The 14860-nt window shown below is 59.0% G+C and carries 13 protein-coding genes and 1 riboswitch; of the genes, 2 read left to right on the top strand and 11 right to left on the bottom strand.

Features of this window, described 5'->3' with window-relative positions; translation table 11 throughout:
• Nucleotides 1-4: 4 nt before the first annotated feature.
• From HMPREF3101_RS05550 to HMPREF3101_RS05500, 10 genes are all read right to left on the bottom strand, one after another.
• On the bottom strand, nt 5-964 hold the full coding sequence (locus HMPREF3101_RS05550; RefSeq protein ID WP_070463508.1) for an ROK family protein: 960 nt from the start codon (nt 962-964) through the stop codon (nt 5-7).
• Between the two features lie 39 nt (nt 965-1003).
• A complete protein-coding gene (locus HMPREF3101_RS05545) occupies nt 1004-2119 on the bottom strand; it encodes a glycosyltransferase family 4 protein (RefSeq protein ID WP_070463506.1) in 1116 nt (371 codons plus the stop codon).
• A gap of 5 nt (nt 2120-2124) precedes the next feature.
• On the bottom strand, nt 2125-3153 hold the full coding sequence (locus HMPREF3101_RS05540) for a C40 family peptidase (RefSeq protein WP_070463504.1): 1029 nt from the start codon (nt 3151-3153) through the stop codon (nt 2125-2127).
• 237 nt (nt 3154-3390) lie between these two features.
• On the bottom strand, nt 3391-4083 hold the full coding sequence (locus tag HMPREF3101_RS05535; RefSeq protein ID WP_246816657.1) for a C40 family peptidase: 693 nt from the start codon (nt 4081-4083) through the stop codon (nt 3391-3393).
• A riboswitch (cyclic di-AMP (ydaO/yuaA leader) is annotated at nt 4082-4281 on the bottom strand. (Overlaps the previous gene by 2 nt.)
• A 344-nt stretch (nt 4282-4625) precedes the next feature.
• Nucleotides 4626-6251: a cytochrome bc1 complex cytochrome b subunit gene (locus HMPREF3101_RS05525; protein ID WP_070463501.1), complete on the bottom strand. Its 1626-nt coding sequence runs from the start codon at nt 6249-6251 to the stop codon at nt 4626-4628.
• A complete protein-coding gene (locus HMPREF3101_RS05520) occupies nt 6251-7471 on the bottom strand; it encodes a cytochrome bc1 complex Rieske iron-sulfur subunit (protein ID WP_070463499.1) in 1221 nt (406 codons plus the stop codon). Before HMPREF3101_RS05520 ends, HMPREF3101_RS05525 begins: the two co-directional genes overlap by 1 nt.
• On the bottom strand, nt 7468-8316 hold the full coding sequence (locus tag HMPREF3101_RS05515) for a cytochrome bc1 complex diheme cytochrome c subunit (protein ID WP_070463496.1): 849 nt from the start codon (nt 8314-8316) through the stop codon (nt 7468-7470). Before HMPREF3101_RS05515 ends, HMPREF3101_RS05520 begins: the two co-directional genes overlap by 4 nt.
• A 49-nt stretch (nt 8317-8365) precedes the next feature.
• Entirely contained in the window at nt 8366-8986 is a 621-nt protein-coding gene (locus HMPREF3101_RS05510; protein WP_201821134.1) for an aa3-type cytochrome oxidase subunit III, read from the bottom strand.
• A gap of 422 nt (nt 8987-9408) precedes the next feature.
• On the bottom strand, nt 9409-9840 hold the full coding sequence (locus tag HMPREF3101_RS05505) for an aa3-type cytochrome oxidase subunit IV (protein WP_070463494.1): 432 nt from the start codon (nt 9838-9840) through the stop codon (nt 9409-9411).
• A 16-nt stretch (nt 9841-9856) separates the two neighbouring features.
• Nucleotides 9857-10951 carry an aa3-type cytochrome oxidase subunit II gene (locus HMPREF3101_RS05500; protein ID WP_070463492.1) on the bottom strand — a complete coding sequence of 365 codons (1095 nt, stop codon included), beginning with the start codon at nt 10949-10951 and terminating at the stop codon, nt 9857-9859.
• 395 nt (nt 10952-11346) lie between these two features.
• Between HMPREF3101_RS05500 and asnB the strand changes: the two genes are divergently transcribed.
• Nucleotides 11347-13269, top strand: coding sequence for an asparagine synthase (glutamine-hydrolyzing) (gene asnB / locus HMPREF3101_RS05495; protein WP_070463490.1), 1923 nt, complete (start codon nt 11347-11349; stop codon nt 13267-13269).
• On the opposite strand, the gene HMPREF3101_RS05490 is transcribed toward asnB, so the two are convergent.
• The gene (locus HMPREF3101_RS05490) at nt 13266-14315 is read right to left on the bottom strand and encodes an LLM class flavin-dependent oxidoreductase (protein WP_070463487.1); all 1050 of its coding nucleotides are present in this window, start codon (nt 14313-14315) and stop codon (nt 13266-13268) included. The genes asnB and HMPREF3101_RS05490 overlap by 4 nt on opposite strands.
• A 262-nt stretch (nt 14316-14577) precedes the next feature.
• Between HMPREF3101_RS05490 and HMPREF3101_RS11885 the strand changes: the two genes are divergently transcribed.
• Nucleotides 14578-14826: a hypothetical protein gene (locus tag HMPREF3101_RS11885; RefSeq protein ID WP_141737367.1), complete on the top strand. Its 249-nt coding sequence runs from the start codon at nt 14578-14580 to the stop codon at nt 14824-14826.
• Nucleotides 14827-14860: the final 34 nt, after the last annotated feature.

The following is a 14860-nucleotide window of genomic DNA, read 5'->3' as shown; positions in this document are numbered from 1 at the left end:
CCTTCTAGTTCGTCTTCACTCGGGCCAAATCAGCTACGCCGATCATACCCGCCTGGGGGCCTAGCTTTGCCTGCAGTACCTCCGGTACCGGGCGATAGCCCGCACCAACCATTGTTTCCTTCATCTCTGTGCAGGCGGTGTCTAGGAACAGATCTGCATCCGCGCTCACCCCACCGCCCAGCACGATCAGAGACGGATCCAGCACGTCCGCAACAATGGACAGCCCGCGCCCCAGCCAAATGCCGAAGCTGTTCAGCGCCGCCAACCCCAACGGATCGCCTGCACGCGCGGCGTTCATAACGTCGTGGCCTGTGGCACGTTTGTCCACAACCTTGCGGTAGAGCTCGCAGTCGGTGAACTCGCCCTGGGTAGCGCGCTCTACCGCGCAATCGACGAGCGACGTACCAGAGGCGTAGCGCTCCAAGCACCCCTTCTTGCCACACGAGCACACACGCCCACCGGGCACCACGGTGAGGTGGCCAAACTCCGGTGCAGTGCCGAACGCACCGCGGTAAATCTCGCCTTTGTGCATCAGCGTTGCGCCAATACCCGTGCCAACGGCGAAAAACACCCACGTCTCAGCATCTTTTGCCACACCGAAGCGGTACTCGCCCCAGGCGGCGGCGTTCGCGTCGTGTTCAAGACGCACCGGCAGACCAATGGCGGCTTCCAGCTCTTTGCGCACCGGCGCATCATTACGCCACGCCAAGTGCGGCGCGAACCGGACGACCTCGCACTCAGGATCCAAAAAGCCGGCGATTGCCACGCCCACTGCACTGATGTCGTGCTCAGTCCGCAGCTGTCCCACCATGTCCACGATCGCCCGGGTCAGGCCCTCGCCACTATCCGGGGTGGCCTCAGAGCGCACCGTGATCACGCTGCCGTTAGCATCCACCACAGCCGCGCGAGCGTTCGTTCCGCCGATATCAAACCCGACAGTCAGCGGTGAAGAAGTTGCAACCATAGGTGCCAATCGTAGACTCCCCCGTTTCACCTACCAGTTTTAACTACCCAGCGCATCCGCCAAAGCATCGCCTAACGCCTGCCAAGAAAAGCGCTCGGTGACAAACTGGCGGCCGGAGGGCAACCCGTTGGCGTCGATAAGCAACCTGCTCACAGCGTCAATGAGTGCATCCGTATCGCGGCCGGGAACGACAATGCCGGAATCGGCTGCGACCGTCTCGGGTGCGCCACCAGAATCCCCCGCCACCACCGGCACGCCACACGCTTGGGCCTCCAGATAGACAATGCCGAGGCCTTCAACATCCAGACCGCCAAAACGCGTGCGAGCCGGCATGGCAAACACATCCGCAGCGGCGACAATATCTCGCAGCGTGTCACGCTCCACCGCGCCAGTGAAATGCACCCCCTCAGGAGCCATGGACTCCAAGCGGGAGCGATACGGCCCCGCCCCCACGATCACCAGCTGTGTGCCGGGCACCCGCTGCTGAATCTTCGGCAGCGCACGCAGCAGCTGGTCCTGCCCCTTCCTACGCACAAGGCGCGAAGCACACACCACCAACGGTGCATCTCCAACGCCTAAAAGCGCACGGGTTTCGGTACGTTCGACGGGGGTTGCAGGGCGGAAATACTGCGTATCCACCCCTGAGGGTAACGACACGTAGCGCAGGTGATTACCAAAGACCGGCCGCAAACGCCCGTAGGTGTAAGCGGAGATATACGTGATGACGTCTGCGCTGCGCCCAATAGCTTGCAGCGCTTGGCGTGCGCCAGGAAGCATCGACCACCCCACCTCATGCCCATGAGTAGTGGCAACAACACGCTTCGCACCCGCCTGCTTTGCGGCCTTACCCATCAGCGCAAGCGGCGCCGCCGCTCCAAACCAAACGGTTCCTATGTTGTGTTCGCGGATCAGGTCCTGCATGCGACGTTTCGTAGCCGGCGTAGGAAGCATCACCCGCCGCGGCCAACGGACCACTGTAAAAGGTTGCGCAGCGTCAAACGCCTCGGTGCCTTCGTTGCCCTTCGGCGTGGACGCAAACACCACAATCGCCTCGGCGCCACAGCGCGCGATGTACTCGTTGACGTAGTCGCGCAGGTAGGACTGAATTCCGCCAACGGTTGGCGGGAAATCATTGGTGACAAGCAGCACCGTCATGTCAGCTAGTAGCGCACTGCACCAGATATCGGCATGGAATCATATGGCACCACCTGGACAGGAATGCCGTAATCAGAGGAATGCACAATCATGCCATTGCCGATGTACATGCCAACGTGCGTTGTTCCCGGGAAGTACCCAATAATGTCCCCCGGCTGCAAATGACTCAGCGGCACCGGGGTTCCGCCCGCAAGCTGCGCCTGCGAGGTACGTGGGATACCAATACCGTTCTGTGCATAGGCGTACACCATCAACCCGGAGCAGTCGAAAGCATACGGTCCGGTAGCGCCCCACCCGTAGGGCTTGCCCAGCTGTGCCATGGCTGAAGCAACCACGCCGGTCATTGCGCCCGGCAGTGACAGCCCCAACAGATCCACGGGACCATCCTTAGCAATCCAGCGAGAACGCTCCTCAGGGCTCAGATTGTCCACACGGTGCTCAATCTCATGCACACGCTCATCCAGGACCTCACGCTCACGCTCGAGCTCATCACGCTTACGGTGCAACTCTTCGCGCTCACGCTCAGCTTCATCCATCGCGCGGGTCACAGCATCCGAGCGCTCGGTGGCAAAACGCGTAGCCTCATTCAGCCCATCAAGTGTGCGCCCGGCGCTGCGAGTCAACGCCCCCAAGTACGCCGCGCGGTCAATCGCCGCCTGCGGGCTACCGGAGTCAAGGGTGTTCAGCAGCAGCTCCTGCTGATTGTTACGGTACCGGGACTGTGCAATGCCATTGACTTTGCCCTGATAGCCGGCTCGGGCCCCGCTCGCATGTTCTACGTCTACGCGTGCGGCTTCAGCATCTGCATGCAGCTGGTCAATGTGCTGCTCCTTAGCCGCAATCTCGTCTTCAAGCGCCTTAATCTCTTCCGATTTCGCAGTGGTGTCGTGGGACACCTGCTCAAGCGCTTCAATCAGGTCATCGATGTCGTCTGCGCTCGCGTGCACCGGCACGATTATCGACGCCAGCAACGCGCCCGCCACAGACCCCGGAACATACGACTGCCACCGGCTACGCTTCGAGTCCTTCCGCACGCTTGAAAACCTCTTCTCAATCCCACAGCGTTATATAAGACCGCTATTATTATAGCGGCGCGCAGCACGCCTTCCAAGCCCTTCACTCCACTTTCCGTGACGCGGAAAACTGTAAGAGAACTGCAGATATATAGAGATACGCATGTGTTTTGTGAGACTGATGAGGTGAAGCGCGGCCGGGCGTCGAAAAGCAAAACGCCCGACCCCTTCAACCAGGGGGCCGGGCAAAAGCTCGCTTTAGTGGAAGCGGAATGCCGAGTGGATCGGCATCAGATTCAGGCTACGGTAACCAACCGGAATGCCGGAATTCAGCGCGTCAATGATCTGGCCGTCGCCGGCGTAGATCCCAACGTGGGACGCACCGCCGTAGTACGCGACGATGTCACCCGGCTGCAGCTGATCCAGCGGCACGCGCTGGCCAGCGGAGGCCTGAGCCTGGGAGGTACGCGGAATGTTGATGCCAGCCTGGGAGTAAACCCAGGAGGTGAAACCGGAGCAGTCGAACGCTGCCGGGCCAGCTGCGCCGTACACGTACGGTGCGCCAACCTTTGCACGAGCGATATCTACGATCTGCTGACCCTTGCTCACTTCCGGAGCTGGCTCCGCAGCCGGCAGCGGAAGAGCGTCGGCCACAGCCGCCACGTTTGCGGCCGGCGCCGCCGGGGCAAACTGAGACTGTACAGCCTCGATGGCGTTGTTCAGCTCAGGAACAGCGTTAACAGCCGGCACGTTACGCGCAGCGTCAACAGCAGCCTGCACATTGTCTGCAAGGCCCGGGATAGCGTCGAAGTTCGGCAGGCTAATCTCGGTTGCGCCAGCGGTCGGTGCGATCAGGGTTGCACCGGCAACTGCTGCGGTTGCTGCGGCCACTGCACGGGTTGCAGTGTTGGTCTCCTGGCGACGGTGTTTAGCCACGAAAGTGTTCTCCATATCATCTCAGTGCCTACCGGGTTAGCTGTCGGGTTGGGCTTGAGAGCCAGCCCTGGCTCGCTCCGTAGCGCTTCTCGCACTATCCTTGCGACCATTCACCCCAGGGGGCGGAACCATCCGGAACCTGTTGTGGGCCCCCGGTTTCCACATCGTGATCACCCTTTGTGCTCACGCTGTGAAATTCGGCTTATATGTTCTTTTCGTACCTTGCGGCAACGTATGTCGTCGCAATGTCTCGGTTAGATTACGAAACGGCAACGGCAATGTCCACTCACCGCGCCGTTATCGTTTCGTTATTTGTAATAATTGCCCCAATTCGGGGGCAATCAGGCAACCGAGGCAAGCCCTCTTTCACATGCCTCCAACTGCAGAATATGCAGATTGACCGGCACTTTTTCGTTTATACCGTCCTCCAGCTGCAGATGCGGTGTCGAATCGTGAGGAAACGAAGTGTGGGGGCCGCTAGTTAACCGGTTTGTTACATAACAAAACCCCCTCCCGAAGGAGAGGGCTTCACGCGTAAGCGACCGCAGGCTTAGGCGTTAGTCGCGCGGGGTGGCGTCGCGATCAGCGAGGTGCTTCGTCTCCTCGAGCTGACGCAGCGTCTCAACCTCTTCGCGGTGGTACTCGGCAGCCTTCTCTCGGACCTTCTCGGTGACGTCGATAGAAGCCGGCTTGAACTTGCCGATGGTCTCGGAGTCAGCGAAACCAAGCTGGTTGAGCTGCTTCGGCACACGTGCACCGCCGTACTCCAGCGGGATCGGGTGACCGTGCTCGTCCACCGGGCCGAGCGGCTGGTGAATCTCAACGAACGCACCGTTCGGCAGCTTCTTGATGATACCGGTCTCAATACCGTGTTCCAGGACCTCACGGTCAGACCGCTGCAGACCAACACAGATGCGGTAAGTGATCCAGTAAGCAATCGGCGGCAGAATGATCAGGCCGATACGACCGAACCAGGTCATCGCGTTCAGGGAGATCTGGAAGAAGTGGGCAACGTGGTCGTTACCACCGGAGATAGTCAGGATCATGAAGAAGACGATGCCCATGACACCCAGGCCGGTACGTGCCGGAACGTCGCGCGGACGCTGCAGCAGGTTGTGGTGTGCGTCGTCACCAGTGACCTTCTTCTCAATGAACGGGTACCCGATCAGCAGAGCAACCATCACACCACACATCAGGGCAACCCAGAAGGCACCTGGGATGGTGTAGTTACCGATGTAGAGCTCCCATGCCGGCATGACACGAGCAGCACCGTCAGTCCACAGCATGTACACGTCAGGCTGGGAACCAGCGGACACCTGCGATGGGTTGTACGGACCAATGTTCCAGATGCCGTTAATGGTGGTCAGACCAGCCATTGCAGCAAGCACTGCGAACACGATCATCATGAAGCCAATTGCCTTGACAGCGAAGACCGGCATGATGCGGATGCCAATAACGTTGTTCTCAGTACGGCCAGGGCCGGGGAACTGAGTGTGCTTCTGGAACCAGACGAGCAGCAGGTGAGCTGCGATCAGCGCCAGGATCAGGCCCGGCAGGATCAGCACGTGCAGAATGTAGAAGCGATCCAGCATCAGGTCAGACGGGAAGTCACCACCAAAGATGGCCCAGTGGGTCCAGGTACCGATGATCGGGATGGACAGAATGATCGCGGACATAATGCGCAGACCCACACCAGAGAGCAGGTCATCTGGCAGGGAGTAACCCATGAAGCCCTCGATCATGCCGAGCAGGATCAGGGTGACACCGATGAGCCAGTTAGCCTCACGCGGGCGGCGGAACGCACCGGTGAAGAAGATACGCATCATGTGAGCGAACATCGACATCATGAACATCAATGCAGCCCAGTGGTGCATCTGGCGGACAAACAAGCCGCCACGCACGTCAAAGGAAATATCAAGTGCCGTTGCGTAGGCGCGAGACATCTCGACACCGTTGAGCGGCAAGTACGCACCGTCGTAAATGACCTTGGTAATGGACGGGTCAAAGAACAGTGCCAGGTAAATACCAGTCAGCAGAAGGATGATGAAGCTGTACAGCGCCATCTCTCCGAGCATGAAGGACCAGTGGCTCGGGAACACCTTGTTGAGCTGAGCGCGGAGGAATCCGGCGCCAGACAGGCGCGAATCAGCGTTGTCCGCGGCTTTAGCGAGTTTTGTAGTCATTAGGACTTACGCTCCCAGAATGCCGGGCCAACGGGCTCGATGAAGTTGCCGTTGGCGATGAGGTAACCTTCTTCGTCAATTGTCACAGGCAGCTGCGGCAACGCGCGAGCAGCCGGGCCGAAGATCGGCTTAGCGTACTGCAGTGCGTCGAACTGCGACTGGTGACACGGGCAAAGGATGCGGTTCGTCTGCGCCTCGTAAAGCGAAGTCGGGCAGCCGATGTGGGTGCAGATCTTCGAGTAGGCGTAGTAATCGCCGTAGTGGAAGTCTTCCTGCCCCTCACGCTCCACAACCTTCTTCGCATCTGCGGAACGCAGGCGAATCAGCATGACCGCGTTACGCGGGCCATGGATGGAGTGCATGTGGTTTTCGTACACATCGCGCTCCGGGTTGTACTGCGCGCCGTCGTTCACATCTTCCTCATACAGCGGGAAGACGGTCTCCATGGCTGCAGCAGCCAGGTCCTCCGGGCGCATACGCACCAGGCGGGAAACGCCAGCGGTGGTGAAGTGCTCCCCTGCCACACCGGAGTGCTTTTCAGCAATCGCACCGGTATCGCGACCCAGGTAGATCTTCACGCCCTGCTCGTGCAGGGTCCAGCCGTGGGTCCACAGGGTGCCGTCACCGTTGTAGCCAAGAGCATGACGCTCGCGCCACGGGTTCTTGATCATGCCACCCATCGGGGCGATAACCACGAGACCAGCCAGAACACCGGCGGTGCCGAGCAAGCCCTTGATGGCCTTACGACGACCCAGGGTGGAGGTCTCCCACGCATCATTCAGCAGTGCGGTGGTCGTACGGCGGTCCAGCTCAGAAGAGCGGCCGTCATGACGACGCTGCACCGAAATCTCTTCCGGGATGAACTTCTTCACGTACTGGATGATGGCAAAGCCGAGAGCAGCAAAGGTCAAACCAGCGGTCAGACCCAGCAGCGGCGTGTACAGGGTGAAGGTCAGCAGGCCTTCGTCACCGTGGAACTTCGGCTCCCACGGCCAGAACAGGTACACACCCAAAAACGCGATCGCGGAGACTACGGAAATAACCAGCCACGCGGTGATGCCGGCAGCAGCCGACTTCTCGCGCGGGTCACCCTCTACCGGGTAACGCTCCTTGCGGTAGGCAACCGTAACGTCATCGAGCTCGGTACCCAGAGCAGCGAGCTCGGCATTGCTCATGCGGTCGAGCTCTTCAGTCGTGTAGTTCTTCTTCACATCACTCATGAGCGGGATCCAATCCAAATAGCACCGGCAGCCACGAGGGTCACACCGATAATCCACATCGCCATACCTTCAGAAACTGGGCCCAAGCCACCGAGACCGTAGCCACCCGGGCTCGGAGTCTCCTTGGAGGACTTAATGAAGGCAATGATGTCCTTCTTCTCATCAGCGCTGAGCTGACGATCAGAGAACTTCGGCATGTTCTGCGGGCCAGTCAGCATCGCCTGGTAGATCTCCTGCTCATTCGCAGGATCCAGGACTGGTGCGTACTTACCGGAGGACAGTGCGCCACCACGGCCGGTGAAGCTGTGGCAGGAGGCACAGTTCAGGCGAAACAGCTCGCCGCCACGGGCGACGTCTTCTGCTTTCATCTGTCCATCGAAATTCTTGCCACGGAGTTCCTCCATGGCAAGCGTGCCGTCCGGGTTGTACACCAGCTCCGGACCACCACCGTTGGCAGCAACATATGCGGCCAAGGCGAGTGCCTGGGACTCGGTGTAACGCGGGCGCTTGCGCTCAGCCTGCGCATCGTTGGACATCATCGGCATACGGCCAGAGTTGACCTGAAAGTACACGGCGCCTTCGCCGGTACCGATCAGGGAGGGGCCGCGGCCTTCAACGCCCTGAAGGTTCGCACCGTGGCAGGTAATACACGCCACGTCGTAGAGATCCTTGCCCTCTTGAATCAGAGCCTGCTCATCACGCTGGGCGGTAGCAACCTGCGCGTTCGGCGCAAGCGCGGATGCAAGGAAACCCGCGCCGGTCAAACCCAACGTAAGCGCTGCAGCACCAGCGACGGTGCGCTGCGTCTTGCGACGGCTACGCGTCTTCTTAGGTGTGTTTTCCATCTTGTTTCCTTTAAAAGAAATGCTTTGAGAAGTACGTCAGTTCGCCTGACTACTGGACCAGGTACAGCGTGATGAACACGCCAACCCAGATCACGTCAACGAAGTGCCAGTAGTAGGACGTTGCCATTGCGGCGGTTGCCTGTGCAGGAGTGAACTTCGACTTCGAAACACGCATCATCACAACGATGAAGGCGATGATGCCTGCCGTCACGTGAGCCATGTGGAAGCCGGTGATGATGTAGATCATCGAGCCATACACGCTGGACTGAATGGTCACACCCGCATGAATCATCTCCGTCCACTCAATACCGACGAGGACGAGGAAGACGAAGCCGAGCGCGATGGTGACACCGAACCACTTGCGCAGCCCGAAAACGTCACCCCTTTCAGCAGCGAAGACACCCAGCTGGGACGTCACCGACGAGGTCAGAAGAACGACGGTAATAATTCCGCCGAAGGCCACGTTCAGGTGCGCCGTCTGGTTGCCCCAATCGCCAGCCGTCAAGCCGTTGGCTCGAGACACGAAGTACATCGAGAACAGGCCGGCGAAGAACATTAATTCTTGGGCGAGGAACGCAATCGTGCCGACGCTGACCATGTTGGGACGGTTCAGCGCTGCGACGCGATCATGCGGTGTCGCCATACCTTGGTTAGAAATTGCGGTCGTCACGCATGTGATTATCCCCCGAAAGAGCCGTAAAGTCACCTTGATTACCCCCGAAATTTCTCTGCATGTAGGACTACAACCAGCTCTTTTTAGTCATAAACGTGTTGCAGAAAAACTTTTTTCAAAACCCGGGAACTATTTAGCCCTCATATCCGACCAGCATCCATGCAGGTCACCCGCAAAGGCCGGAGAGATCACGTTGGAATGGGCGCAATTTAGCCCCTTGCAGAGCGCTGCCAACACTACGTCTCATGCTCTTGAAATAGTTCCCGTATGTGCCCAACATCACACGACCGACTCTCCCACCTTTAAGGGTCCACCTTTCGGATGACCCCAGCCCATAGCCGACAAAGCAAAACCCCGCCAGCTCCGAAATGTACTCGGAGCGGGCGGGGTATTCCCAGTCGGTGAAGGCTATACCGACATTAGTGCTTCTCGCGCGGAATGCCGTACTGCAGGTTCAGCTGGGTGGTCGTCCAGATCAGGAACACTGCACCGAAGGCACCCAGCCACAACTGATAGAAGGCAATGCCCAGCCCCAGGAAGAAGATCGCACCGGCCATCGCGAGCGGCCAGATGGAGCTTGGGGAGAAGAAGCCCAGCACACCAGCCCCGTCCTCAATCTCAGCCTCTTCCCAGTCTTCCGGGACGATATCCATGCGACGCTCGGTGAAGTCGAGGTACACCGCAAGCATGAAGCACAGTCCGGTAGCCAGTACCAGTGCGACAGAACCAACCCACTCGGTGCCGAACAGCCACGCGTCCTCACCAATCCAGGCAGTGGAAATGATGTAGAACACCGCCATCAACCCCAAGAAGGTGCCAATTGCGTAGAAAACTCTTGCGCCAGTTCCCATTTTTTACACCTCTCTCTTAAACGTTCGCGTTCGGGTCTTGGTAGTTGATGCCGTCGCGGGTACCGGTACGGTCACTCACGAACGGGCGGGTGGAGGTTGCGTACGGTGCCTCACCGATGGCGCGCAGAGCGTCAGAGTTCGGCGCCTGCGGGTTAGCAGTACGGAATGCAACGTAGTCGCGGAACTTCTCCGGGCTCACAGCACGAACCTCGAAGTTCATCATTGCGTGGTAGGTACCGCACATCTCGGCACAGCGGCCAACGAATGCGCCCTCACGGTCGATCTGCTCAATCTGGAATGCGCGCTGCTGCTGGTTGGATTCCGGGTGAGCGTAAGCGTCACGCTTGAACAGGAACTCCGGAACCCAGAACGCGTGGTTCACATCGCCAGAAGCGAGGCGGAACTCAATTGCGGTCTCGGTCGGCAGAACCAGAACCGGTACTTCCTCGGTGGAGCCGATCGTCTCGATCTCATTGAAGTTCAGGTAGGAGATATCACCCGTGGACATGCCGTGAATCGGGTTGGCGTTGCGCGTGCCCTCTGGGTCGAACTTCGTGGCGTCCGCGAGCGCCTGGCGCTCCTCATCAACGCCGTCGTACGCCTGGCCGTCTGGGGTGAACTCACCGTCAATGGCCGCGTAGCCAAACTTCCAGTTCCACTGGTAGCCGGTGACGTCAACCGTCACCTTCGGATCCTTGTTCAGCGCCGTAGCATGCGTCTGCGACTGCACGGTGAAGAAGAACAGCACCATGACGATGACGATCGGCACGATGGTGAGGATCAGCTCAAGCGGAACGTTGTACTGCAGCTGCTTCGGAAACTCCGGAGCACCCTGCTTCTCGCGCTTCTTGTTGTTCCAAGCAAAAATCGCGGTGAGGAACAGACCCCACATGATGATGCCAATGATCCAAGCGGCAACCCAGGTCCATACCCAGAAGTTGTACATCTGAGCACCCTCAGGGGTGACCGGGTCCGGCCAGCCCATGTCCATGAGTCGATTGACCGCGTCCGGCGCTGCTACGTCACAGCCGGTGAGCGTGAGCCCACCAAGCAGGAGCGAAGCCGCGATGCCAGCCTTCTTGGCAAAGCTGCGGTTCGTGTGCTTTTCCACGTGTGTTTGCCTTCCTGTCCACACTTCATGTTCATGTTCCGGCCGCTCAATTCACGGTTCTTCGCAGTCTTCGCGAAAAAGTGCATTAAACTGCCAGAACATTCCTACCCAGTCAGAATAGTTCAAATGAATTCTCGAGTTGGAATTCCAAGCGCTTCACTTGGGATGCCTGCTCGGGGGTGGCGTCAAAACCGGAAAAACTCCCGCTTGCTGGGGTGCGTGCTGGGCTTTTGGCGTGGCGTCGATAAGCAAAAGCTCTTCCTTCGTCCAAAAGTTGGCCCCCTTTCGGGGCACGGCAAAAGATGGACCGGCGCGGTTGCCGGATGTTGGGCACGCGTCTCTATTGTGGAGGGAAGCAACACGCGCACCTTATATATAGGAGAGGTTTCCAAATTATGTGCGGTCTTCTAGCAATGCTCACTGCAGGTGGCTCCGGCGCCTCTTTTGTTGAGCCTGTTGAGCGGGCGCTGCCCTGCATGTACCACCGCGGCCCCGATGCCGCCGGCACATGGAACGACGCGGACGCGGTTTTCGGTTTCAACCGCCTCGCCATCATTGACATCGAGCATTCCCACCAGCCGCTGCGCTGGGGCCCTAAGGACAATCCGCAGCGTTACGCGCTGACATTCAACGGTGAGATTTACAACTACATCGAACTGCGCGAAGAGCTGCAGAAGGTGGGCTTCAGCTTTGCTACGGAAGGCGATGGTGAACCAATCGTCGTTGGTTTCCACCACTGGGGCGAGAAAGTAGTGGAGCACCTGCGCGGCATGTTCGCCTTTGTCATCTGGGACACGGAGACAAAGACGATGTTTGCCGCCCGTGACCAGTTTGGCATCAAGCCGCTGTACTACGCAACGACCGAAGCTGGCACCGTCTTCGCTTCTGAGAAGAAATCCATCCTGGAAATGGCGCCCGAGCTTGGCCTTTCACTGGATCTGGACCGCCGCGCAATCGAGCACTACGTGGACCTGCAGTACGTTCCGGAGCCAGAGAGCCTGCACGCCGGAATTCGTCGTGTGGAATCCGGCTGCACGGTCACCCTGACTCCTGGCGGCTCGGTGGAGTCCAAACGCTACTTCAAACCTCACTTCTCCCCTACCCCAGTTGCGAAGGGAAAAGAGCAGGACCTCTACGACCGTATCGCTGCGGCACTTGAAAATTCTGTGGCGAAACACATGCGCGCCGACGTCACCGTCGGTTCCTTCCTCTCTGGCGGCATTGACTCCACAGCCATTGCCGCGCTGGCCAAACGCCACAACCCAGACTTGCTGACATTTACCACCGGCTTTGAGCGCGAGGGTTACTCCGAGGTAGACGTTGCCGCCGAGTCCGCCGCAGCGATCGGCGTGGAGCACATTGTCAAGATTGTCTCGCCTGAGGAATACGCCGACGCCATTCTGAAAATCATGTGGTACCTGGACGATCCCGTGGCGGACCCCTCCCTGGTGCCCCTGTTCTTCGTAGCCCAGGAGGCACGCAAACACGTCAAGGTGGTCCTCTCCGGCGAGGGTGCAGACGAACTGTTTGGCGGCTACACCATTTATAAGGAGCCACTGTCACTCGCACCGTTTGAGAAACTGCCGGCAGCGTTCAACCGTGGGCTGAACCGCCTTTCGCGGGTATTGCCAGACGGAGTCAAGGGCAAAAGCTTGCTTGAACGCGGCACAACCCCGATGGAAGAGCGCTACTACGGTAACGCCCGCTCCTTCAACTTCGAACAGCTCCAACGTGTGCTGCCGTGGGCGAAGCGCGAGTGGGACCACCGCGAGGTCACCGCGCCGATCTACGCCACTTCTACTGAGATGGATCCTGTCGCGCGCATGCAGAACCTGGATCTGTTCACCTGGATGCGTGGCGATATCTTGGTCAAGGCAGACAAGATGAACATGGCCAACTCGCTGGAGCTTCGTGTTCCGTTCCTGGACAAGGAAGTCTTCGAGGTCGCGCAGACGATTCCATACGACCAGAAGATTGCCAACGGCACCACCAAGTACGCCCTGCGCAAGGCGATGGAGCAGATCGTGCCGCCGCATGTGCTGCACCGCAAGAAGTTGGGCTTCCCGGTGCCGATGCGCCACTGGTTGGCCGGCGACGAGCTCTTCGGCTGGGCTCAGGACACCATCCGTGAGTCCCAGACCGATGACATTTTTGCCAAGGATCAGGTCCTGGAAATGCTCAAGGAGCACCGTGATGGAGTCTCTGATCACTCGCGTCGCTTGTGGACGGTCCTTGCGTTCATGATCTGGCACGGCATTTTCGTGGAGCACCGCATCGACCCCCAGATCGAGCACAAGGATTACCCCGTCAAGCTCTAGCCTTCTGCAAGCATCTCGCGCACCATGGGCACAACCTTGGTTCCATAAAGTTCCACGGAACGCATCCGCGCAGCGTGCGGGATCTGACCAACGGTGGAATAGACCATGTCGTAGCGACCCAAGTCCAGCGTGCGAACCGTGTCCGCGATCTTCCTAGCCACCGTCTCCGGTGAACCCACCGTGAGCGCACCGTGGTTGATCTCCGCCTCAAACCTGCCGCGGGTCAGCCGCGGCCATCCGCGCGTAATCCCGATACGGTGCTGAGCGGCGGCGTACTCCTCAAAGATGAGATCCTTGGCTTCCTCATCAGTGTCAGCAACAAAGCCCGGTGAGTGCACGCCCACCGGGTGTGCGGTGGTGCTGAATTGCGCGGTTGCCTGCTTATACAGGTCAATAAACGGCTTGAACCGCGCTGGCGCCCCACCGATGATCGCCAGCATGAGACCAAAGCCGTAGCGAGCGGTGCGCACCACCGACTCCGGCGAGCCACCCACGCCTACCCAAGTAGTCAGTCCGTTTTCGGTCTTGGGAAACACATCAGCGTTCTCCAGCGCCGGGCGGGTCTCACCGGACCAAGTCACCGGCTCCTCTTTGACCAGTTCCGCCCACAGGTTGATCTTTTCCTCAAACAGGCGGTTGTAGTCCTCCAGCTTGTAGCCGAACAGCGGGAAGGACTCCGTAAACGAGCCGCGCCCGAGAATAATCTCCGCGCGGCCGTTAGACAGTGCGTCGAGAGTAGCGAACTGCTCAAACACCCGGACTGGGTCGTCCGAGGACAGCACTGTCACACCGCTTGCGAGCTTGACGCGCTTCGTTGCGGTAGCAATACCTGCCAGCATGGTCGCCGGAGAGGAGATTGCGTAGTCCGGCCGGTGGTGTTCACCGACAGTGAAGGCATCAACGCCGATGCTGTCTGCAAGTACGGCTTCCTCCAACGTCGCGCGGATTGCCTCTGCGTGAGTAAACAGTGTGCCGTCTTCGTGGCGCGGCAGGTCACCGAAGGTATCTAGTCCAAATTGAATAGCGGATGGGTCCAGCGTCGTCATGCCTACTCCTTTATTTATGTGACATGTCAACTATCTTAACGAATTTAGCGCGGGAATATTCCTGGCGTCGAGGAGGCGTCGATAAGCAAAAGCACTCCCTCACTAGCAGATAAAAAATTTCCTCCCGCATTCCCGCAGGTCGCATGTCAATACATTGGACGGAAAACACGTTGTGTGCTAGCAGACGCACTGCGCAATCGCCGATTACACGCGATACTTGGCAAGTGAGAAGCGAACCCTTGGCATCAGCATCATCAGCATCATGGCATCAATGACACTTTTCGCTTCGGCGTGCGGGTCGGGCGAGGAAGCTGCCCAAACGGAAACCAGCACAGCAACTTCAAGCGTCGCCCAGCGCGGCGGCACCTCCACCATCACGTTTGCCCTACCTGAAGGAGTAAGCGAGGTTACGGACTATTCACCTACAGACGGCTGGACGAAGTCCTACACCGACAACCCTGAAAACCCAACGATTATCATTCGCGTCAGCGACGACCTAGGCCGACACTGATATCGATGGTGTCTGGTTCCTGCTGCCTAATGAC

The sequence above is a fragment of the Corynebacterium sp. HMSC29G08 genome (assembly GCF_001806875.1).
Classification (GTDB): Bacteria; Actinomycetota; Actinomycetes; order Mycobacteriales; family Mycobacteriaceae; genus Corynebacterium.
The sequence above is the reverse complement of the archived record's forward strand: the minus strand, read 5'-3'. Positions and strand labels throughout refer to the sequence as shown.